The organism is Pseudomonas azerbaijanoccidentalis (assembly GCF_019145495.1).
Lineage (GTDB): Bacteria > Pseudomonadota > Gammaproteobacteria > Pseudomonadales > Pseudomonadaceae > Aquipseudomonas > Aquipseudomonas azerbaijanoccidentalis.
The window spans coordinates 1-21810 of sequence record NZ_JAHSTU010000006.1 but is presented as its reverse complement, the minus strand read 5'-3'; the positions used below and the strand labels follow the sequence as shown (position 1 = coordinate 21810).

Here is a 21810-nt window from a genome sequence, read left to right as displayed (position 1 = left end):
TCAGGCGATGGAACGCAGGCGCTTGAGTTCGAAGTGTTCGAGGAAATCACCGGCCTTGGCGCGGAAGTTCTGGATATGCGCGCTGTTGTCGTGGGCTTGCAGGGCTTCGTCGCTGCTCCAGTGTTCGATCATGTAGAAGGCCAGCGGGTTGGCCAGGTCCTGGTGCAAGTCATATTGGCCGCAACCGGCTTCGGCTCTGGTCGGCTCCACCAGCGCTCGCAGGTGCTGCTCAAGGGCATCCTGTTTTCCGGGTTTGGCGATGAGGGTGGCGATGGCGGTAAACGGCTGGGACATCGGGAACTCCGCAGAAGTGATTTCGATGGACAGATGATTGGCTATTTCTCCTGAAGATAAAACCCGCTAAAAGAGCAGTCTCTTTCAATATTTTTTTGATAATAGGGTTTTTGGATGCTGCGTTTCGATGACTTGCAGTTGTTCGTTCGGGCGGCGGACCTGGGCAGTTTGTCGGCAGCCGCGCGGGGCATGGACATGTCGGCGGCGGTGGCCAGCGCGGCGCTGAAACGCATCGAGCAGCAACTCGGTGCCCGCTTGCTCGCCCGCTCGACACGCAGCCTGCGCCTGACCGCCGAGGGTGAAGGTTTTCTGGAGTACGCCCGTGCGGCCCTGAGCAACCTCGATGAGGGCCGGCGCTTGTTGGCCAGTGGTCAGGATCAGGTCAGCGGCGTGTTGCAGTTGTCGGCACCGTCGGACTTCGGCCGTAACCTGCTGCTGCCGTGGCTGGACGAATTTCAGCGCGAGCACCCGAAACTCACCGTGCGCTTGCTGTTGGGCGACCGCATTGCCGACTTGTTTCGCCAGCCAGTGGACATTGCCCTGCGTTACGGCGAGCCGGAGGATTCCAGCCTGGTGGCGCTGCCCATCGCCGCGCAAAACCGCCGCGTACTGTGTGCCGCGCCGGGTTACCTCGCCCGGCATGGCGAACCGCGGCAGCTGGAGCAATTGGCGCAGCACAATTGCCTGCTGTTCATGCTCGGTAGCCGCGTTCATGACCATTGGAGTTTTCACGATGGCAAGCGTGAGGTCAGTTTGACCGTCAGTGGCGACCGTTTCAGCGACGACGCCGATGTCGTGCGGCTGTGGGCACTGGCCGGGGCGGGCATCGCTTACAAATCGTGGCTGGATGTGGCCGGGGATGTGCTCGCCGGTCGTTTGAAAGTACTGATGCCTGAGCTGCTGTGTGAGCGCGCACCGCTGAATCTGTTGTGCGCCCATCGCGCACAATTGAGTAAGCCTGTGAACCTGTTGCGGGAAATGCTTGCCAGTCGATGCGCCCGTTTGAGCAGTCATTTTCCGGGGTTGGCGGGTATCGATGATTAGTCGCAGGTAAAAAGCGAAATTTCCCTCAGGAACTATCAGCACCAACGGTTTGCCAAGGGCAGGAACCGGCGGTTAACCCGCCTATACTAGCGCTCGCCCGATGCACGCCCCGTCGCCCGCAATGGTGGGGCCTCGCTGGCGTCGGTCTGGTCCCGTGTCCCCATGCCCGCCCTCTGCAACAGTTGCCCGGCGATGGGGTGGGTAAGCAAAGACTTTGCCCGGTTTATGGCGGTTTCTGCGTCTTGGCCGACGACACATTACTGGTCAAGATGTCTCCGAGCAGTAGACGAAACGATTCAACAGGGAGTGAATACATGGAACATGCACCTTGCATCAGCCAGATAGCCACGTTGCTGGCTGACCCAAAGCGCAGCGCAATGATGTGGGCCTTGATGGACGGCTCGGCGCGCCAAACCGAAGAGCTGGCCTTGTTGGCCGGCCTTTCACCGTCTTCGGCCAGTGCACACTTGGGGCGCTTGTCCGCCGGAGGTCTGTTGAAAGTCGAGTCTCGCGGGCGCAAGCGGTTTTTCCGCCTGGCAGCCCCTGAAATCGGCGCCGCGATCGAGGCATTGGCCAGCGCAACGCTGGCCAGCACGCCGCAGCAAATCCCGCCGGTCTTCAAGCGCCCCATACCCCTGGCCAAGCCCCAGGCACTGCGTTCGTCGGTGTTGCGCGCACGCCTGTGCGACGACCATTTGGGTGGAACCCTGGCGGCGGATCTTTATCAGCGGTTACTGGATGCGGGGTGGATCGAGCAGTTTGATCAGCGCGTGACGATCACGTTAAAGGGCTCCACCGAACTGGCGGCCCGCGGCGTATACATTCAGGCACTCGCGCATCGCAACGGCAGGGCGGCCTGTGCTTGCCCGGACTGGAGCGAAAGACGTCCGCACATGGGCGGATCATTGGGGGCTGCGTTGTTGCAGTTGTTCATGCAGTCGGGCTGGTTGAATCTGCCCAACGATTCGCGTGCCTTGCAGGTCACGGCCACCGGGCAACGTGAAATCCACCGTTTTGCCAAGCAAACCGAACTGGAAATGGCACTGTAGAGCTTACGTGACACAAAACCTGTAGGAGCTGGCAAGCCAGCTCCTACAAGGGGGCGTGATGCTTACGGTTTTACCAGCCGCGCATCCAGGCTGTTTTGCGCCAGGCGTTTGGCCTGGTCCTGAGTCATGCCCAGGTCGGTGTACAGCGCATGGAAGTTCTCGGTGACATAACCGCCGAAGTACGCCGGGTCATCGGAGTTCACGGTGACTTTCACGCCACGTTCGAGCATGTCGAGAATGTTGTGCTGCGACATGTGATCGAACACGCAGAGCTTGGTGTTCGACAACGGGCACACGGTCAGCGGGATCTGCTCGTCGATGATCCGCTGCATCAGGCGCTCGTCTTCTATGGCGCGCACGCCATGGTCGATGCGCTGGATTTTCAGCAAGTCGAGGGCTTCCCAGATGTACTCGGGCGGGCCTTCTTCACCGGCGTGGGCGACGGTCAGGAAACCTTCATGACGGGCACGGTCGAACACGCGCTGGAACTTGCTCGGCGGGTGGCCCATCTCGGAACTGTCCAGGCCCACGGCAACGAACGCATCGCGGAACGGCAGCGCTTGGTCGAGGGTTTTCTGCGCCTGTTCTTCGCTCAGGTGACGCAGGAAGCTCAGGATCAAACCACTGGTGATGCCCAGTTGCTGCTCGCCATCCTTGAGTGCGGCGGCGATGCCGTTGAGCACCACTTCGAACGGGATGCCCCGATCGGTGTGGGTCTGCGGGTCGAAGAACGGTTCGGTGTGAATCACGTTCTGTGCCTTGCAGCGCAGCAAGTAGGCCCAGGTCAGGTCGTAGAAGTCCTGGGACGTGCGCAATACATCGGCGCCCTGGTAATACAGGTCGAGGAATTCTTGCAGGTTGTTAAAGGCGTAGGCCTTGCGCAAGGCGTCGACATCGCTCCACGGCAGGGCGATCTTGTTGCGTTCAGCCAGGGCGAACAGCAACTCGGGCTCAAGGGAACCCTCCAGGTGCAAATGCAGTTCTGCCTTGGGCAGGGCGTTCAGCCAGTCGTACATAATTCTTTTCTCATCAGGTGCAGATGGCGGGCATTCTACAGATGCTTGCAGCAACAATTGCTAAAACCTGACCAGCAGGTTCATTAGACCGCTTCCTGTTCCCGTCGATAAGCGTAGGTGTCGGCAAACCGCGAGAGCAAAAACTGGGCGCAAGTGGTGCTCGGATACTTCGCCGGATGCAATTCGTCCTGGCACCCCGGCAGGCATTCGATACGGGTGTCCAGGTGCGGTTCGGCAAAGAACGGCATCGAGTAGCGATCCACGCCGAGGGGGCTGATCACCCGGTGTGGCGTCGACAGGTAACGGTCGTTGCTCCAGCGCGCCATCATGTCGCCGAGGTTGACCACGAACGTGCCATCGATTGGCGGCGCATCGATCCACTCACCTTTCACGTTGCGCACTTGCAGGCCGCCGGCCGCATCCTGGTAGAGCAGCGTGATGCAGCCGTAATCGGTATGGGCCCCGGCACCTTGTTGTTCTTCAGAGCTGGCGGTGTGGCGCGGCGGGTAGTGGATCATGCGCAACACGCTGACCGGCTCACTGAAGCGCGAATCGAAAAAATCCCGTTCGATGCCCAGCGCCAGGGTCATTGCCCGCAACAGGGTTTGCGCCAGCGCTTGCATGTCGAGGTAGTGCTGCTCCATCAGCGTTTCCCAACCCGGCAGTGACGGATGCCGGTTGGGGCCGCGCAAGGGTTTTTCCGCCAGCACGTCGGGATGGTCGGCGGGCAGGTGCAGACCCATGTCGAAAGTTTCTTTCAGGTCGCTGGGTTTGCTCGGGTCGAGTTGCTCGGTGGCGATGGCGCCATAACCGCGATGGTGGCGGGTCTGGGTGATGTCGATGGTGAGCTTTTCGGCGGTGGGTTGGGCGAAGAAACGCTTGGCACTGTCGAGCAGCGCGTCGATGCGTTCGGCGGAAATCGGGTGGCCCTTGATATAGAAGAAGCCCCATTCGCGGCAGGCGCGGTCGATGTATGCGGCGACGGCTTGCCAGGCGTTTTGGTCATCGCTGTAGAGCGGGCTGATGTCGATGATGGGAAGGCTGTTCATACACAATCCTTAAAAACGCTGAAGATCCAATGTAGGAGCTGCCGCAGGCTGCGATCTTTTGATCTTGATCTTCTAAAAAACTAGATCAAAAGATCGCAGCCTGCGGCAGCTCCTACAGTGGGCGGTGTTTTACTTCGGAATCTCAGCCTTCATGCCTTCCACGTAATAGTTCATCGAGGCCAGTTCCGCATTGGTTGCGCTCACGCCGGCAGGGATTTTCACGGTCCCGGCCTGATCCTTGATCGGCCCGGTGAACGGATGCAACGCACCGCTCTTGATGTCGGCAATGATCTGCTCGGCTTCGGATTTCACGGCGGGCGGTACCAGGTCACTGATCGGCAGTTCAACTGTCCCTTCCTTCAAACCGCCCCAATAATCCTGGGATTTCCAGGCGTGGTCGATCACGCTTTGGGTCGCCTGAATGTAGTGCGGTGCCCAGTCGTTGACGATGGAAGTCAGCACCGCTTTGGGGCCGAAGTGCGCCATGTCCGAAGCGTAGCCCACGGCATACACGCCGCGACGTTCGGCCGCCTGGATCGGTGCCGGGCTGTCGGTGTGCTGGAACACCACGTCCACGCCCTGGTCGATCAGCGCGTTGGCGGCATCGGCTTCCTTGCCTGGGTCGAACCAGGAGTTGACCCACACCACTTTGATTTCAGTGCCTGGGTTGTACTTGTTCAGGGCCAGTTGAATGGCGTTGATGTCGCGGATCACTTCCGGGATCGGGAACGATGCGACGTAGCCGATCTTCTTGGTCTTGGTCATCTTCGCCGCGAGGAAACCGCCGACGTAGCGCCCTTCATACGTGCGCGCCAGGTAGGTGCCCAGATTCTTGTCCTGCTTGTAGCCGGTGGCGTGTTCGAAGATCACGTTGGGAAACTGCTTGGCGACTTTCAGCGTCGGGTTCATGTAGCCAAAGGACGTGGTGAAAATCAGGTCGTACTTGTCCTTGGCCATGTTGCGGATCACCCGCTCGGCGTCGGCGCCTTCGGCAACGTTTTCCACGTAGTTGGTGGTGATCTGATCACCGAACTTTTGCGCCAGTGCCTTGCGTCCCTGTTCATGCTGATACGTCCAGCCGTGGTCCCCGATCGGGCCGATATAGACGAAGCCGACTTTCAGCGGGTCGGCGGCGCTGGCGGTCAGGCTGGCGCTCAGACCGATAGCCGCGACAACGGCGCAAAGCAGCTTCTTCAACGGACGTTTGTGCATGAATTGGAACTCCATTTTGTTGTGTGTGCAGAGGGCCAATGCAAATTGCTGACCAACAAGACAACAAACGGCCTGAGTTCGCGTAACGGCCATCGCGAGCAGGCTCGCTCCCACATTTGACCGCGTTCGCCTGTAGGAGCGAGCCTGCTCGCGATAGGGCCCTTGAGGCCGATAAAAGTGCATGCTCTGACAAAGCTGCCATCCTCTGGTGCGCTAAGGTTTAACGAAACGTTAGCGCCGCCCCGCAGTCAGTCGCTTATCCGCTCTCCCACGGCAGAAGGCCCGACATGCTCACCGTCCTCAAACAAGAAAGCTTCCTGCTATTGGCGTTGATCGCCGCGTGCGTGGCATATCCGCTGGAACACTGGCTGCTGCACAGCGGCCAGACCGTCGCGCTGATCGGCGGGTTGGTATTGATTGGCTTCATCGTCGCCGCGTCCATGCGTGTCGCTCATCAGGCTGAATTGCTCGCGGAAAAAGTCGGCGATCCCTACGGCACCATGATCCTGACCCTGGCCGCCGTGCTGGTGGAAGTGGTGATCCTGGCCATCATGATGAGCAATGAAGCCTCGGCAACATTGGTGCGCGACACGATTTACTCAGCCGTGATGCTCGACATCAACGGCATCCTCGGTCTGGCCGCGTTGATGGGCGGGCTCAAGCATGGCGAACAGTCGTACAACGATGACTCGGCGCGCAGCTACAGCGTGATGATCCTTACCGCGATGGGTGTTTCCATGGTAGTGCCGGAGTTCATTCCCGAGGCCAACTGGAAACTGTATTCGGCGTTCACCATTGGCGCGATGGTGGTGCTTTACGCGTTGTTCCTGCGCATGCAGGTCGGGCCGCACAGCTATTTTTTCAGCTACAGCTACCCGGACAAGCGCCGCAAGAAAACCCCTCTGGACGAGGAGCCGACGCCGGTCAACCTGACGCTGTCCATTGGTCTGCTGGTGTTTGGTGTGGTTGTGATTGGCGCGTTGGCCGAGGTGATGTCCAAGACCCTGGATCTGGGCCTGGAAGGCACCGGAGCGCCGCCGGTGATCACGGCCATTCTGGTGGCGGCGATCTCGGCCGCGCCGGAAATTCTCACCGCATTGCGTGCGGCACTGGCCAACCGTATGCAGTCGGTGGTCAACATCGCCATGGGCGCGTCGCTGTCGACAGTGATCCTGACGGTGCCGGTGATGGAAGCCATGGCGCTCTACACCGGCCAGCCGTTTCAGATGGCCATGACTCCGGTGCAAACCGTGATGATCTTCCTCACGCTGATCGTCAGCGCGATCAATCTCAACGACGGCGAAACCAATGCCATCGAAGGCATGACCCATTTTGTGCTGTTTGCGACATTCATCATGTTGTCATTGCTCGGACTCTGAGCCCACCACAAGACCCCTGTGGGAGTGAGCCTGCTCGCGATGACGGTGTGTCAGTCGACATCATCAGTGTCTGACACACCGCTATCGCGAGCAGGCTCGCTCCTACAGGTTAATCCGTGTTGTATCAGGTCCCGGCAATCAACTGCCGAGCCGCCTGGCTGTGATCGGCAATCAGGCCTTTCAGATCCAGTCCTTCGACCTGTCCGTCAATCACGCGCCAATTGCCGCCGACCATCACCCGGTCCGCACGGTCAGCGCCGCACAACAGCAGGGCCGACACCGGGTCATGGCTGCCGGAGAAGCGCAGCTCGTCGAGCTTGAACAGCGCCAGGTCAGCCTGCTTGCCCACCGCCAGTTCACCGATATCGGTGCGGCCCAGCAGGCTGGCCGAACCTTTGGTTGCCCAGCCCAGGACACGCTCCGGTGTGATCTTTTCGGCACCGTAACGCAGGCGCTGGATGTACAGCGCCTGACGCGCTTCGAGCATCATGTTCGAGGCATCGTTGGACGCTGAACCGTCCACGCCCAAACCGAGCAGGGCGCCTGCGTCGGTCAGCTCGATGCTTGGGCAAATACCGGAAGCCAGGCGCATGTTCGAGCTCGGGCAATGGCAGATACCGGTTTTGGCTGCGCCGAGGCGGGCGATTTCGTCCGGGTTGAAATGGATGCCGTGGGCCAGCCAGGTACGCGGGCCGAGCCAGCCGACGCTGTCCAGATAATCCACGGTGCGCAGGCCGAAGCGTTGCAGGCAGAAGTCTTCTTCGTCGAGGGTCTCGGCCAGGTGGGTGTGCAGGCGCACGTCGAGTTTGTTCGCCAGTTCGGCGCTGGCGGACATGATTTCCGGGGTCACCGAGAACGGCGAGCAGGGCGCCAGGGCGATCTGGATTTGCGCGCCGTCACCGCGTTCGTGGTACTCGGCGATCAGGCGCTGGCTGTCGTCGAGAATTACCTGACCTTCCTGCACGGTCTGCTGTGGTGGCAGGCCTCCGTCCTTTTCACCGAGGCTCATGGAGCCGCGCGTCAGCATGGCGCGCATGCCCAGTTCGCGAACGCTTTCAACTTGCACGTCAATCGCGTTTTCCAGGCCTTCGGGAAACAGGTAATGGTGATCAGCCGCGGTGGTGCAGCCGGACAACAGCAATTCGGCGAGCGCGACCTTGGTGGCGAGGGCGAGTTTTTCCGGGGTCAGGCGCGCCCACACCGGGTACAGGGTTTTCAGCCACGGGAACAACGGCTGGTTGACCACCGGTGCCCAGGCGCGAGTCAGGGTTTGATAGAAGTGGTGATGGGTGTTGATCAGGCCGGGCAGGATGACATGCTCACGGGCATCGAACACTTCATTGCATGGCGTGGACGGTTGTTGACCGACGCCGAGTACTTCAACGATCACGCCGTCTTGCAGCACAAGACCGCCACGGGCATCGAGGTCGTTGGAAGTAAAAATGGCGAGGGGATTTTTTAACCAGGTACGGGTCGCAGGCATGTTGGCCGGCTCCTCTGAAAGTTGGGTTCAGGGTTGCCAGCTCAGTGTTGCCCTGTCTGCTGATCCAGGTTCGCCGGGGAGGCGAGGTGCGAAGTGTCGAACAAAACGCCCGTGCGGGCAAGCCCGTCCCGACAAGACAACAAGTAACCTCGTAGGAGCTGCCGAAGACAGCGATCTTTGACCCTGCCTTCAACAATCAAAAGATCGCAGCCTTCGGCAGCTCCTACAGGTGGGCGGTGGTGTTACCAGGGAATGGTTTCACCGCGATAATTGATGAAGTGATGCCCGCCCTTGCCGACGTACGCATTCACCTGATCCACCAAGCCCCGCGTGCTGGTTTCCACATCGATGTCCGCACCTTCGCCGCCCATGTCGGTTTTCACCCAGCCCGGGTGCAGCGACAACACGGTCAAGGTCTGCTCGCCCAATTGGGTGACGAAACTGTTGGTCATGGAGTTCAACGCAGCCTTGCTGGCCTTGTACAGCGCCAGTTCCGGCGCGTCCGGCATGGTCACGCTGCCCAGCACCGAACTCATGAATGCCAGCACGCCGGTGTCCGGGCGGATCTGCCCGACAAAACGCTGAGCCAGATTGATGGGGGCCACGGCGTTGGTGAAGAACAGTTGGCCGACTTCGGCCAGGGTCGCGCCACCGTTAGGCGTCTGCACTTCAGGGCCTTTGACGCCGGCGTTGACGAACAGCAAGTCGAACACTTCGCCCTTGAGTTGCTGGTTCAAGGCGATGACCGCTTGCTGATCGTCCATGTCGAGTTTCTCGACCCGCACCTTGCCCAGTGCCTTCAGCGCCTCGGCGTTCTGCGGGTTACGCACGGTGGCGGTGACTTGCCAGCCATCGGCCAGCAGGGTTTTCACCAGACCGAGGCCCAAGCCGCGGGATGCACCGATGATGAGGGCGGTTTTTGCCGTAGACATGAGTGGCTTCCTTGAAAATTCAGAGTCGTGGATTCAATGGACACTGTTGCCCGAGCCGTTGTTGCAACTCTTCGCGCAAGGCGCCGAGTTCGGCCATGCGGGTTTCGATCAGTTTGAGTTTGTCTTGCAGCAATTGCGTGACGGCGCTGTCCGGATCGGGCGACTGCCAGATGGCCGCGACGCTGTCGCCGATCTCGCCGAGGGTGAAACCCAGCCGTTGAGCGGTCTTGATGTACTGCACCAGTTGCACCATGTCGGGCGGATAGTCGCGATAGCCATTGGCGCTGCGTTGCGCCGCGATCAACCCGCGTTGCTCATAGAAGCGCAACGTGTCTCGGCTGACGGCGCTGGCCTGGGCTAATTCACCGATGCGCATCTTCACAACTCATGGAGGGCTTGACCCTGGAGCATACTCCAGGCTTTAGCCTTGTTGCTCCCTGAATTGATGGAGCAATGTCGATGTGGACTTCAACGCAATATCGCCGGCTGGTGCAAAGCAGTGCCTGGTATGACCTGATCGTTACGGCGGCGTTTGTCACACCGTGGAGTTTCGCCGCGTTGCATGGGCTTTTGACTGGGGTGAGTCAGGCCCTGAGTTTGCCCGGCGAGTTGCCACCCTTCGAGCCGGCACACCTGTTGATGGCGAATTTATTGGGCTCGGTTGTTTGCGTGTGGGCGGTGTTGCGGATTCGCGATCCGCAGCCGGTCTATGGACGCTATGACGCGGTCGCGAGGTTTCTGTTTGCGACTTGGCAGGCGTATGCCCTGGCCCAGGGTGCGAGTTCGCTACTGGTGATTTTTCTGGTGTTCGAATTGGCGTGGGGCATTGCCCAGGTGTTGCCTGTCAGGACGCTTTCGCGGGCAAGCCCGCTCCCACAAGGTTCTGCGGTGTGATCTGGATTGTTGCCACGCCTGCGATCCCTGTGGGAGGGGGCTTGCCCGCGAAGAGGCTCGCCCAGTCACCGCCTAATGCCCGGCCTGCCACGGCTGCCCCAACGACACCGGCGCATACAACCGTGTGCGCACCGCATCCCGGGACAGCAACACCAGCACCACAATCGTTGCCACATACGGCAGCATCGCCAGCAGGCTCGACGGAATCGCCAGCGCCAATCCCTGCGCCACCAGGTGCAGGATGCTGGCGAGGCCGAACAGGTACGCGCCGAGCAGCAGGCGCCACACCCGCCAACTGGCGAACACCACCAGCGCCAGCGCAATCCAGCCGCGCCCGGCGCTCATGTTTTCCGCCCACATGGGCGTGTAGGCGAGGGACAAGTAAGCCCCGGCCAACCCGGCCATGGCCCCGCCAAACAACACCGCCAACGTACGCACGGACAACACCGGCAGGCCCATGGCACTCGCCGCATCCGGGTTTTCCCCGACGGCTTGAATGATCAGGCCGATGCGGCTTTTCAGAATCACCCAGGCCACCAGCGCAAACAGCACGAATGACAGGTACACCAACAAATCCTGAGCAAACAGCATCCGCCCGATCAACGGAATATCACTGAGGTATGGAATCGCCAGCGGCTCGAATCCGGTCAACGGTTTGCCCACCCAGGCCGCACCGACAAAGGTTGAAAGCCCCACGCCGAAAATCGTCAGGGCCAATCCGGTGGCCACTTGATTGGCGTTGAACACCAACGCCACCAGCGCGAACAGGGATGACAACAACATCCCGGCCAGCATCGCCAGCAACACACCCAGCCACAGGTTGCCGCTGTTGAAAGCGACGATAAAACCGATCACCGCACCAAACAGCATCATGCCTTCCTGGCCCAGATTCAGTACGCCGCTTTTTTCGCAAACCAGTTCGCCCAATGCCACCAGTAACAACGGCGTGCCGCAGCGCACCATGGCGTAGAAAATATTGCTCAGCAGATCGATATCCATCACAGCGCTCCTGCGTGTACGGCGGTGGCGGGTGCGCGGCGTGCCCAGCGCAGGTTCAAACGCGGTCGATAGAGAATCAGCACATCACTGGCGAGCAGGAAAAACAGCATCATTCCCTGGAACAACTGGGTGATGGCCTGCGGCAGGTTCAGGCTCATTTGTGCGCTCTCGCCACCGATGTACAGCAGCGCCATCAACAGGCTGGAAAGCAGGATGCCGATAGGGTTGAGCCGGCCAAGAAACGCCACGGTGATCGCCGCATAGCCGTAGCCCGGAGAAACCTGCGGCACCAATTGCCCGATGGGGCCGGTGACTTCGCAAACACCCGCAAGGCCTGCCAGGCCGCCGCTGATCAACAACGCCAGCCAGATCAGGCGTTTCTCACGAAACCCCACGAATCCGGCCGCGCGCTTGTCCAGCCCGAGCACTTTGATCTGGAAGCCGACAAAACTTTTCTGCAACAGCACCCACACCGCCACCAACGCGAGCAGGGCGAAATACACCCCGGCGTGCAACCGGCCATCTTCCGTCAACAGCGGCAACCGGCTGGCGTCACCGAACATCGCCGATTGTGGAAAGTTGAAGCCTTCGGGGTCTTTCAGCGGACCGTGCACGCAATACAACAGCAGATTCAGGGCGATGTAATTGAGCATGATGCTGGTCAGGATTTCATTGGCGTTGAAGTGCGTTCGCAACCAGGCGGTGAGCCCGGCCCAGGCAGCACCGGCGAGAATGCCGGCGAGCATAATCAGCACCAGCGCCCAACGGCTTTGCATGTCGATGATGTTCACCGCCAGCGCACTGCCGGCCAAGGCGCCGAGTAGCAGTTGACCTTCGGCACCGATGTTCCAGATTCGCGCCCGATAAGCGACCGCCAGACCCAGCGCGCAAAGCAGGATCGGCAGTGCTTTGACCAGCAATTCGCAGACGCCATACACGTCGCTGACCGGCGCGATCAGCAGGGTATGCAAGGTCAGCAACGGATCATGTCCCAACGCCAGAAACAGCAACGAGCCACAACCCAGTGTCAGGGCCGCCGCCAGCAAGGGCGAGCACCACAACATCACGCGCGATTGCTGGCCACGGGGTTCAAGAGAAAGCAGCATGTGACACTCCGTTAATGCGTGGCGGGTACAGAGGATTGAGGGGCGTCGAACTGGCCGGCCATCCAGCCGCCGACATCGCTCAGGCGCGTATCGACGGTGGCTTGCAGAGGCGACAGGCGTCCGCTGCACAAAGCACCGAGTCGGTCGCTGATCTGGAACAGTTCGTCGAGGTCTTCGGAAATCACCAGGATCGCCGCGCCCGCATCGCGCAAGGCAATCAGCGCACGGTGGATGGTCGCGGCCGCTCCAACGTCCACGCCCCAGGTCGGGTGCGCGGCCACCAATAGTTTGGGTTGCTGGAGGATTTCCCGGCCGAGGATGAATTTTTGCAAGTTGCCGCCGGACAAGCTGCGGGCGGGCGTTTGCGCGTCCGGTGTCTTGACCCCGAAACGCTGAATGATGCTGTTGGCCAGCGCTTCGACTTTGCCGCGCTGGACCAGTCCGTTGCTCACCAGGCCTTGCTGGAAAGCGGTGAGCAGCGCGTTGTCCGCCAGGCTCAATTCCGGCACGGCGCCATGGCCCAGCCGTTCGGCGGGGACGAATGCCAGTCCGCGTTGGCGTCGTGCGTCGGGGCGCAAGTGCGCGACCGGTTCCAGGCCGAAACTGATCGTGGCGCTGTCGTCGCGGGACAATCGCTCTTCACCACTGAGCAAGGCCAGCAACTCGTCCTGACCATTGCCGGCGACCCCGGCGATGCCGACGATTTCACCGCGGCGCACTTCAAGGTCGATGGCCTTGAGCGAACAGCCGAACGGATCAGGGTTGTGCCACGACAAACCCTGCACATTCAGCCAGACATCGGTGCCGGTCACCTTTGGATAATCAGTGATCAAAGCCGCCGCTTCACCGACCATCAACTGCGCCAGTTGCTGATCCGAACACTCGGCCGGCACGCAATGCCCGGCCACTCGACCGGCGCGCAGTACGGTCGCGCTATGGCATAACGCACGGACTTCACCGAGCTTGTGGCTGATGAACAAAATGCTGCAGCCCTCGGCGGCGAGCCGGCGCAAAGTGACGAACAGTTCATCGGCCTCTTGCGGGGTCAGCACCGACGTCGGTTCGTCGAGAATCAGCAGGCGGATGTCCTGCATAAGGCAGCGAATGATCTCAACCCGCTGCCGTTCGCCAATCGACAGGCTGTGGACAAGTCGCTCGGGTTCCAGCGCCATGCCATAGCGCTGCGACACTTCACGAATTTTCGGCTCCAGCTGTTTTGGCGTGCCCGCCGCCGCGCCCATGGCCAGGGCAATGTTCTGCGCCACGCTCAGCGTTTCGAACAGCGAGAAATGCTGGAACACCATGCCGATGCCCAGACCGCGCGCCTGGGCCGGGTTGCGCATGCTCACCCGCTGTCCTTGCCAGATCATCTCCCCCGAATCGGCGTGAGTAACGCCGTAGATAATCTTCATCAGCGTGCTTTTGCCCGCGCCGTTTTCACCCAGCAGGGCGTGGATTTCCCCGGGGGCAATGCTCAAGTCGATGGCGTCGTTGGCCAGGCAGCCGGGGTAGCGCTTGCTGATTCTGCGCAATTGCAGGCGGGGTATTGGATCGGCGTGGGGCGCGGAGTGGGTCATGACAGGCTCGGTCCGATTGGAGTTATGCCTGTGGATAAAGCAATTTTCTGGCCAGTAGGTCAGGAAATCTTTCGGCCCCCACGAACCGGAGCGTTGAGTCCGGTGCTTCGCCCCATTCGCCCCGCTACTCGGCACCACTTGGGGGCAAAGCCGTTGATCTGGCTCCGGTTTTGCGCGTGGGTTTTTGATCAAAAAATGAGCAGTGAGCTGCAAGCCATGCCGGATATGGGGCGGCGTCAGCCATGAACGGGTTATCCACAGATTGCTCCACAGTATTTGTGCGCAAGCTCAAAGGTCGGGCATAAGCACTGTGCGGCTTTCTTCTAAAGGTGATAAACCGCTCTAACTGATTGTTTTTGCTTTGATTTTATAAATTTTATGGCGAATTGAACGAAAAATGAGCAAAGCCCGCAAAGCCGCATGACAGAAGGGTTACAGCGGTATGTGCTCAGGTTATCCACAGCCGGGTGCACAGTAGATGTGGGCAAATGTGAAATATGGGAAAAAAACCAGTGCCCCAAAAGATCGCAGCTCCTACAGAAGAGCGCTGTCCTGCGTAGGAGCTGCCGAAGGCTGCGATCTTTTAATCGTTCAGCGCTGCAACAAAATACGCCCGCGACTCAGGTCGGCGAGTTGTATTTGCAGCGTTTCAATCTGCCCTTCACCCACAGCCAATTGCAGTTCAACGCCATTGGCCGTGAAATCTTCCTGCACAACCAGCCCGGCATTTTCCGCGACGCGCAGTTTCACCAGTGCCAATTCGCCGAACGCGCAGGCGCACCGCAGTGGCACGCGACTGATCAGTTCATCCTTAGGCGCCGCTTGCAGGCATTTATTGGCGCCACCGCCGTACGCCCGGGCCAGCCCGCCGGTGCCTAATTGAATGCCGCCATACCAGCGAATCACCAACACCACGACCTGATCGCAATCCTGGGCCTCGATCGCTGCCAGGATCGGCCGGCCAGCAGTGCCGCCGGGTTCGCCATCGTCGGTGCTGCGGTATTGATCGCCGAGCTTCCAGGCCCAGCAATTGTGCGTGGCATTCAGGTCGCTGTGCTGTTCGATGAACGCCTGGGCGTCGGCGGGGCTGCTGATCGGCGCGGCGAAGGTGATGAAGCGGCTTTTGCGAATCTCTTCGCGGTATTCGCAAAAGTCGCTGAGGGTAAAAGGCATAGTCGTCTTATAGGGTTGGCGTCAGGCCGCAGCCTTTGAGGATGATGCGGATCAGGTTGTTGCCGGCGTCTTCCATGTCCTGCTTGGTCAACTTGGTGCGCCCGCTGACCCGGCAGATTTGTGTGGCAAAGTCGGCGTAATGCTGAGTGCTGCCCCACAACAGGAAGATCAGGTGCACCGGGTCGACCGGGTCCATTTTGCCTGCGTCGATCCACGCTTGAAACACCGCGGCACGACCCTGGAACCAGGTGCGATAGTCCTGGTTGAAATACTCGGTCAGGCATTCGCCACCGCTGATCACTTCCATGGCGAAAATCCGCGACGCTTGCGGTTGGCGGCGGGAAAACTCCATTTTGGCACGGATGTATCGGGTCAGCGCTTCGGCCGGATCATCTTCGGCGGTCAAGGTATTGAAGGTGCTGTCCCACAACTCGATGATGTTGCTCAGCACCGCCACGTACAAACCGAGTTTGTTGGTGAAGTAGTAATGCAGGTTGGCTTTGGGCAAGCCCGCATTCAAGGCGATGGTGTTCATGCTGGTGCCTTTGAACCCGTGACGGGCGAACTCGTCTTCGGCGGCTTTGATGATGGTCTCTTCGTTCTTCTGACGAATGCGGCTGGCGGGTTTTCCGCCGTGAGCTGGGACTTCAAAGGTCATAGGCACTTCCGGACAGGTGGGTGGGTGCAGCCACTGCGTTGATAGCGCACCCACAGGTTCCAGACAAGTCCCGATACGACAAACCCTTACACCTGTTCGATCGGCTCGGGATTGACCGCGATTGCGGCGGTTTTCGATTCGGGCAACAACAGGCACATCAGGATGGCGGTCAGGCCGCCGCTGGTGATTGCCGAATCAAACAGGTTCTGAACGAGCTTGGGCAACAGGTGCAATAAATTCGGCTGCGCAGCGATGCCCAATCCGACGCCGAACGACGTGGCGATGATCAGCATGCTGCGCCGATCCAGCGGTGCCTGCGCAAGGATGCGCACGCCTGCGGCGGCGACACTGCCGAACATCACCAGCGTGGCGCCACCGAGTACCGGTTTGGGGATTTGCTGCAGCACCGCGCCGATCAGCGGAAACAGCCCGAGACAAAACAGCAGCACGCCGATGTACAAACCAACGTAACGGCTGGCCACCCCGGTCAGTTGGATCACGCCGTTGTTTTGCGCGAACGTGGTGTTGGGGAAGGCGCTGAACGTGGCCGCGATCAGACAACTGACGCCATCGCCCAGAACGCCGCCCTTGAGCCGTTGAATGTAGGACGGGCCACTGATCGGCTGGCGGGCGAGCATGCAGTTGGCGGTAAGGTCGCCCACGGTTTCGATGGTGCTGATCAGGTAAATCAGCGCGACGGGCAGGAACGCGCTCCAGTCAAAATTGAAGCCGAACTTGAACGGTATCGGAAGGCTGATCAGGGGCACGTCAGGCAAGGGTTGTGGCAGCAGTTTTCCACTGAACCATGCCGCAACGCTGCCCAGCGCCAGGCCAATGATGATGGCCGAGAGGCGAACCCAAGGCGTGGTTGACCGATTGAGCAGGATGATCGTCAGCAACACGAAGACGCCGAGTGCGAGATTGCCCGGCGCACCGAAATCCGGGGCATTGAAGCCGCCACCCAGATCGGTGATGCCGACTTTGATCAGGCTGATACCGATCAGGGTAATGACAATCCCGGTCACCAAAGGTGTGATGACCCGACGCAGTTGACCGATGAAACGGCTGAGGACGATCTGCACCAGCGCGCCGAAAAAACACACGCCAAAAATCATCGCCAGAATGTCCTCCGGGCTGCCGCCGCGTTGCTTGACCAGAAACCCGGCGGACAGCACGGCACCCAAAAACGCGAAACTGGTGCCTTGCAGGCAGATCATCCCGGCGCCGATGCCAAACGGCCTGCGCGCCTGAATGAACGTACCGACCCCGGACACCATCAACGCCATGCTGATCAAGTACGGCAAATGCGCGGTCAAGCCGAGGACCGAGCCGATCACCAGTGGCGGCGTGATGATGCCGACGAAACTGGCGAGCACGTGCTGCAGGGCGGCGAGGAGAGCGGCGAGCGGTTTCGGCCGATCGTTGAGGCCGTAGATCAGGTCACTGGGTGTCGGGGATTCTGGCTGCATGGGCGCGGGTCTTCTTTTGGGTCAAGGCAGGGCTGACGGTTCAAGGTCATCCTGCTTTGCAAAAAGCTGTCCAACTGCTCAGGTTATTTTAGATTGGTTGATCCGTAGGCCTTTGAAACCGGGGTTTTCAGGTTTTTTTAACGTGTTGCGGCAAGACTTTCCAGGAAGCTTTCCAGCACCAAATGAGGGCGACGGCCCTTGCGTGTGACCGATGCGAGGCTCAGGTCATAGAAACGCGTTTTTGATTTCAAGGCTCGCAATCGACCCTGTTGCACCCAAAGGCTGGCGTAGTGGTCCGGCAGGTAACCAATGTAGCGCCCGGTCAAAATCAGGAACGCCATGCCCTCGCGGTCCGACGCACTGGCGGTGCAATTGAGTGCCTGGTAATGCGCCTGGATTTCCGCGGGCAAGCGGAAAGTCGGCGCAATGGCGTCCTGACTATTTAAGCGTTCGTCATCGAGCTGTTTGTCATCGACATAAAACAACGGATGACCCACTGCGCAATAAAGCAGCGAACGCTCGCTGTACAGCGGCTGATATTCCAGTCCCGACAGCGCGCTGGCCTGCGGCACCACGCCAACATGCAGACGCCCATCGAGCACGCCTTGCTCAACTTCATTCGGCGCAATCATGCGGATCTGGATCTGCACATCCGGGCCGCGTTCCTTCAATTGTGCCAAGGCATGGGTAATGCGCATGTGGGGCAGGGTGACGAGGTTATCGGTCAGGCCAATGGTCAACTCGCCGCGCAAATGCTGGTGCAGGCCGTTGACCTCGGTGCGGAAGCTTTCCAGTGCGCTCAATAGTTGTAGCGCGGATTGATAGACCTCCCGGCCTTCTTCCGTCAGGGAAAACCCGGCGCGCCCGCGCTGGCACAGCCGCAAGCCGAGGCGCTGTTCCAGATCGCTCATCTGCTGGCTGATCGCCGAGCGACCGATGCCCAGCACGGTTTCCGCCGCGGAGAAGCCGCCGCATTCCACTACGCTGCGAAAGATGCGCAACAAGCGAATATCAAAGTCGCTGACTTGCGCCAGAGGATCGGGACGGCGGCTGGACATAGTTTAGTGTGGGCCTGACTGAACATTAGAAAAGTTGGATTTCACCGACTTTATCCCCGTGGCAATTTAGCTGCAAGAACGCTTTTTAATCCCTATGCCTGCTAATAGCCTTGCGAGGTTTCGCTCATGAACTTGCCCGAAAACGCTCCGACATCTCTGGCCAGCCAGCTCAAGCTCGATGCCCACTGGATGCCGTACACCGCCAACCGTAACTTCCAGCGCGACCCGCGCCTGATTGTCGGGGCTGAAGGCAGCTGGCTGATCGATGACAAGGGCCGCAAGGTGTATGACTCGCTGTCCGGTCTGTGGACCTGCGGCGCCGGGCACACTCGCAAGGAAATCCAGGAAGCGGTCGCCAAGCAACTGGGCACCCTCGATTACTCGCCGGGCTTCCAGTATGGCCATCCGCTGTCCTTCCAGCTGGCTGAAAAAATCACCGACCTGACCCCGGGCAACCTCAACCACGTGTTCTTTACCGACTCGGGTTCAGAGTGTGCTGACACCGCGGTGAAGATGGTCCGCGCTTACTGGCGCCTGAAAGGCCAGTCGACCAAGACCAAAATGATCGGCCGTGCCCGTGGCTATCACGGTGTGAACATCGCCGGCACCAGCCTCGGTGGCGTGAACGGCAACCGCAAACTGTTCGGTCAGTCGATGATGGATGTTGACCACCTGCCGCATACCCTGCTGGCCAGCAACGCTTACTCCCGTGGCATGCCGGAGCAGGGCGGTATCGCCCTGGCTGACGAGCTGCTGAAGCTGATCGAGTTGCACGATGCTTCGAACATCGCCGCCGTGTTCGTCGAGCCTCTGGCCGGTTCCGCTGGCGTGCTGGTTCCGCCTCAGGGTTATCTCAAGCGTCTGCGCGAAATCTGCGACCAGCACAACATCCTGCTGGTGTTCGACGAAGTGATCACCGGTTTCGGCCGTACCGGCACCATGTTCGGCGCCACCACCTTCGGCGTGACACCGGACCTGATGTGCATCGCCAAGCAAGTCACCAACGGTGCGATCCCGATGGGCGCGGTGATTGCCAGCTCCGAGATCTACCAGACCTTCATGAACCAGGCGACGCCTGAGTACGCGGTCGAATTCCCACACGGCTACACCTATTCCGCTCACCCGGTGGCTTGCGCCGCGGGCCTGGCAGCACTCGACCTGCTGCAAAAAGAGAACCTGGTGCAGAGCGTGGCCGAGGTCGCGCCGCATTTCGAAAATGCGCTGCACGGCCTCAAAGGCACCAAGAACATCATCGACATCCGCAACTTCGGCCTGGCCGGCGCGATCCAGATCGCACCACGGGACGGCGACGCGATCGTGCGTCCGTTCGAAGCGGGCATGGCGCTGTGGAAAGCCGGGTTCTACGTGCGCTTCGGCGGCGACACCCTGCAGTTCGGCCCAACCTTCAACAGCAAGCCGCAGGACCTGGATCGTCTGTTCGACGCGGTCGGCGAAGTGCTGAGCAAGATCGACTGATTTCTCCTTCTATATACCTATAAACAACGGGCGCTCGGAAACGCGCGCCTGTGGACAACTTTTCAGGAGCTTCCATGAGCGTTATTCCGCATTTGATCAACGGCGAACTGGTGACCGAGAACGGTCGTGCAGTCGATGTGTTCAACCCGTCCACCGGTCAGGCTATTCACAAGTTGCCACTGGCGACCCGCGAAACCATCCAGAGCGCCATCGATGCGGCCAAGGCTGCATTCCCGGCCTGGCGCAACACGCCACCGGCCAAGCGTGCCCAAGTGATGTTCCGCTTCAAGCAACTGCTGGAACAGAACGAAGCTCGCATTTCGCAATTGATCAGCGAAGAGCACGGCAAGACGCTGGAAGATGCTGCCGGCGAATTGAAGCGCGGCATCGAGAACGTCGAGTTCGCTTGTGCGGCGCCGGAAATCCTCAAGGGCGAGTACAGCCGTAACGTCGGTCCGAACATCGACGCTTGGTCGGACTTCCAGCCACTGGGCGTCGTGGCCGGTATCACCCCGTTCAACTTCCCGGCCATGGTGCCGCTGTGGATGTATCCGCTGGCAATCGTCTGCGGTAACTGCTTCATCCTCAAACCGTCCGAGCGTGACCCGAGCTCGACGCTGCTGATCGCCCAGTTGCTGCTGGAAGCTGGCCTGCCGAAAGGTGTGCTGAGCGTGGTCCACGGTGACAAGACGGCGGTGGACGCATTGATCGAAGCGCCGGAAGTCAAAGCGCTGAGCTTCGTCGGTTCGACGCCGATTGCCGAATACATCTATTCCGAAGGCACCAAGCGCGGCAAACGCGTTCAGGCCCTGGGCGGTGCAAAGAACCACGCGGTGCTGATGCCGGATGCGGATCTGGACAACGCTGTCAGCGCACTGATGGGCGCGGCTTACGGTTCTTGCGGCGAGCGGTGCATGGCGATCTCGGTGGCCGTGTGTGTTGGTGACCAGGTTGCAGATGCGCTGGTGGCAAAACTGGTTCCACAGATCAAGGCGCTGAAAATCGGTGCTGGCACTTCTTGCGGATTGGACATGGGCCCGTTGGTAACTGGCCAGGCTCGCGACAAAGTCAGCGGTTATGTAGAAGACGGCGTTGCTGCCGGCGCGACGCTGGTCGTGGACGGCCGTGGTCTGAGCGTGGCCGGTCACGAGGAAGGGTTCTTCCTGGGTGGCTGCCTGTTCGACAACGTCACCCCAGAGATGCGTATCTATAAAGAAGAAATCTTCGGGCCAGTGCTGTGCGTTGTTCGGGTCAACAGCCTGGAAGAAGCCATGCAGCTGATCAACGATCACGAATACGGCAACGGTACTTGCATCTTTACCCGTGACGGCGAAGCGGCGCGGTTGTTCTGTGACGAGATCGAAGTGGGCATGGTCGGTGTCAACGTGCCGCTGCCGGTACCGGTGGCTTACCACAGCTTCGGCGGCTGGAAGCGTTCGCTGTTTGGCGATCTGCACGCCTATGGCCCGGACGGTGTGCGTTTCTACACGCGTCGCAAGGCTATTACACAGCGCTGGCCACAGCGTGCGAGCCATGAGGCTTCGCAATTCGCGTTCCCTAGCTTGTAAGTAGAAGGGAAGAAGGCCGGCCCATTTGGGCCGGCCTTCGCGTTTCTGAGGCTTTTTTGACCTATATGACAGTTTTATGAAAATAGGTGTTGACGGCAGATCTGAGGTGTCTATAATTCGCCCCACTTCCGGCGCAGTCGAAACGGAAAACTCCTTGGTAAACAATGAGTTACGCGGTTTTCGACGGCAGGTTGCTTCAGGTCATCGAAGCCAAAAGGAAGTTGAAAAAGAGGTGTTGACAGCAGCGTGTAACGCTGTAGAATTCGCCTCCCGCTGACGAGAGATCGAAAGCGCAAGTGGTTGAAGTTACAAGGGAAACTTTGAAAGCTTCTGAAAATAACCGCTTGACAGCAAATGAGGCTGCTGTAGAATGC

The 21810-nt window shown here is 59.9% G+C and carries 20 protein-coding genes; 6 read left to right on the top strand and 14 right to left on the bottom strand.

The genetic code is table 11. The features are described 5' to 3' along the window. Positions 1-294, bottom strand: a complete 294-nt coding sequence (locus KVG88_RS19665; protein ID WP_150705214.1) for a putative quinol monooxygenase — start codon at positions 292-294, stop codon at positions 1-3. 114 nt (positions 295-408) lie between these two features. Here KVG88_RS19665 and vimR point away from each other — a divergent pair, with 114 nt between their 5' ends. Together vimR and KVG88_RS19655 are read left to right on the top strand one after the other, a co-directional pair. Then, positions 409-1338, top strand: coding sequence for a transcription regulator VimR (gene vimR / locus KVG88_RS19660; RefSeq protein ID WP_217872515.1), 930 nt, complete (start codon positions 409-411; stop codon positions 1336-1338). Between the two features lie 314 nt (positions 1339-1652). Further along, positions 1653-2387 carry an ArsR/SmtB family transcription factor gene (locus tag KVG88_RS19655; RefSeq protein WP_150705216.1) on the top strand — a complete coding sequence of 245 codons (735 nt, stop codon included), beginning with the start codon at positions 1653-1655 and terminating at the stop codon, positions 2385-2387. Positions 2388-2449: 62 nt separating this feature from the next. Here KVG88_RS19655 and KVG88_RS19650 read toward each other — a convergent pair whose 3' ends face one another. From KVG88_RS19650 to KVG88_RS19640, 3 genes are all read right to left on the bottom strand, one after another. Beyond that, positions 2450-3403, bottom strand: a complete 954-nt coding sequence (locus KVG88_RS19650; RefSeq protein ID WP_150705217.1) for an adenosine deaminase — start codon at positions 3401-3403, stop codon at positions 2450-2452. 83 nt (positions 3404-3486) lie between these two features. Then, positions 3487-4452 (bottom strand): isopenicillin N synthase family dioxygenase, encoded by a 966-nt coding sequence (locus tag KVG88_RS19645; RefSeq protein ID WP_217872514.1) that lies wholly within the window; start codon positions 4450-4452, stop codon positions 3487-3489. Positions 4453-4581: 129 nt separating this feature from the next. After that, positions 4582-5664: a BMP family ABC transporter substrate-binding protein gene (locus tag KVG88_RS19640; protein ID WP_150705219.1), complete on the bottom strand. Its 1083-nt coding sequence runs from the start codon at positions 5662-5664 to the stop codon at positions 4582-4584. 287 nt (positions 5665-5951) lie between these two features. On the opposite strand from KVG88_RS19640, the gene KVG88_RS19635 reads away from it, so the two are divergent. Further along, positions 5952-7043, top strand: coding sequence for a calcium:cation antiporter (locus tag KVG88_RS19635; protein WP_217872513.1), 1092 nt, complete (start codon positions 5952-5954; stop codon positions 7041-7043). A 124-nt stretch (positions 7044-7167) separates the two neighbouring features. On the opposite strand, the gene KVG88_RS19630 is transcribed toward KVG88_RS19635, so the two are convergent. The 3 genes from KVG88_RS19630 to KVG88_RS19620 form a co-directional block, all read right to left on the bottom strand. After that, positions 7168-8526: an 8-oxoguanine deaminase gene (locus KVG88_RS19630; RefSeq protein ID WP_217872512.1), complete on the bottom strand. Its 1359-nt coding sequence runs from the start codon at positions 8524-8526 to the stop codon at positions 7168-7170. Positions 8527-8768: 242 nt separating this feature from the next. Next, complete coding sequence (locus KVG88_RS19625) at positions 8769-9458, bottom strand: SDR family oxidoreductase (RefSeq protein WP_150705222.1); 690 nt, start codon at positions 9456-9458, stop codon at positions 8769-8771. Positions 9459-9477: 19 nt separating this feature from the next. Beyond that, positions 9478-9834, bottom strand: a complete 357-nt coding sequence (locus tag KVG88_RS19620) for a MerR family transcriptional regulator (RefSeq protein WP_150705223.1) — start codon at positions 9832-9834, stop codon at positions 9478-9480. An 83-nt stretch (positions 9835-9917) separates the two neighbouring features. Here KVG88_RS19620 and KVG88_RS19615 point away from each other — a divergent pair, with 83 nt between their 5' ends. Beyond that, positions 9918-10352, top strand: a complete 435-nt coding sequence (locus KVG88_RS19615) for a hypothetical protein (protein WP_150705224.1) — start codon at positions 9918-9920, stop codon at positions 10350-10352. Between the two features lie 72 nt (positions 10353-10424). Here the strand turns inward: KVG88_RS19615 and KVG88_RS19610 are convergent, their stop codons facing one another. From KVG88_RS19610 to KVG88_RS19580, 7 genes are all read right to left on the bottom strand, one after another. Continuing rightward, positions 10425-11351 (bottom strand): ABC transporter permease, encoded by a 927-nt coding sequence (locus KVG88_RS19610; protein WP_217872511.1) that lies wholly within the window; start codon positions 11349-11351, stop codon positions 10425-10427. Continuing rightward, positions 11351-12457, bottom strand: coding sequence for an ABC transporter permease (locus KVG88_RS19605; protein ID WP_217872510.1), 1107 nt, complete (start codon positions 12455-12457; stop codon positions 11351-11353). Before KVG88_RS19605 ends, KVG88_RS19610 begins: the two co-directional genes overlap by 1 nt. A gap of 11 nt (positions 12458-12468) precedes the next feature. Next, positions 12469-14034, bottom strand: a complete 1566-nt coding sequence (locus KVG88_RS19600) for an ABC transporter ATP-binding protein (protein WP_217872509.1) — start codon at positions 14032-14034, stop codon at positions 12469-12471. A gap of 591 nt (positions 14035-14625) precedes the next feature. Next, positions 14626-15207, bottom strand: coding sequence for an IMPACT family protein (locus tag KVG88_RS19595; RefSeq protein ID WP_217872508.1), 582 nt, complete (start codon positions 15205-15207; stop codon positions 14626-14628). A gap of 7 nt (positions 15208-15214) precedes the next feature. Beyond that, positions 15215-15865: a TetR/AcrR family transcriptional regulator gene (locus KVG88_RS19590; protein ID WP_150705229.1), complete on the bottom strand. Its 651-nt coding sequence runs from the start codon at positions 15863-15865 to the stop codon at positions 15215-15217. 86 nt (positions 15866-15951) lie between these two features. Next, the gene (locus KVG88_RS19585; RefSeq protein WP_217872507.1) at positions 15952-17334 is read right to left on the bottom strand and encodes a uracil-xanthine permease family protein; all 1383 of its coding nucleotides are present in this window, start codon (positions 17332-17334) and stop codon (positions 15952-15954) included. Positions 17335-17471: 137 nt separating this feature from the next. Further along, the gene (locus tag KVG88_RS19580; RefSeq protein ID WP_150705231.1) at positions 17472-18392 is read right to left on the bottom strand and encodes a LysR family transcriptional regulator; all 921 of its coding nucleotides are present in this window, start codon (positions 18390-18392) and stop codon (positions 17472-17474) included. Positions 18393-18518: 126 nt separating this feature from the next. Between KVG88_RS19580 and aptA the strand changes: the two genes are divergently transcribed. Continuing rightward, entirely contained in the window at positions 18519-19868 is a 1350-nt protein-coding gene (aptA, locus tag KVG88_RS19575) for an omega-aminotransferase AptA (protein WP_150705232.1), read from the top strand. A 74-nt stretch (positions 19869-19942) separates the two neighbouring features. After that, positions 19943-21436 carry a CoA-acylating methylmalonate-semialdehyde dehydrogenase gene (locus KVG88_RS19570; RefSeq protein ID WP_150705233.1) on the top strand — a complete coding sequence of 498 codons (1494 nt, stop codon included), beginning with the start codon at positions 19943-19945 and terminating at the stop codon, positions 21434-21436. Positions 21437-21810: the final 374 nt, after the last annotated feature.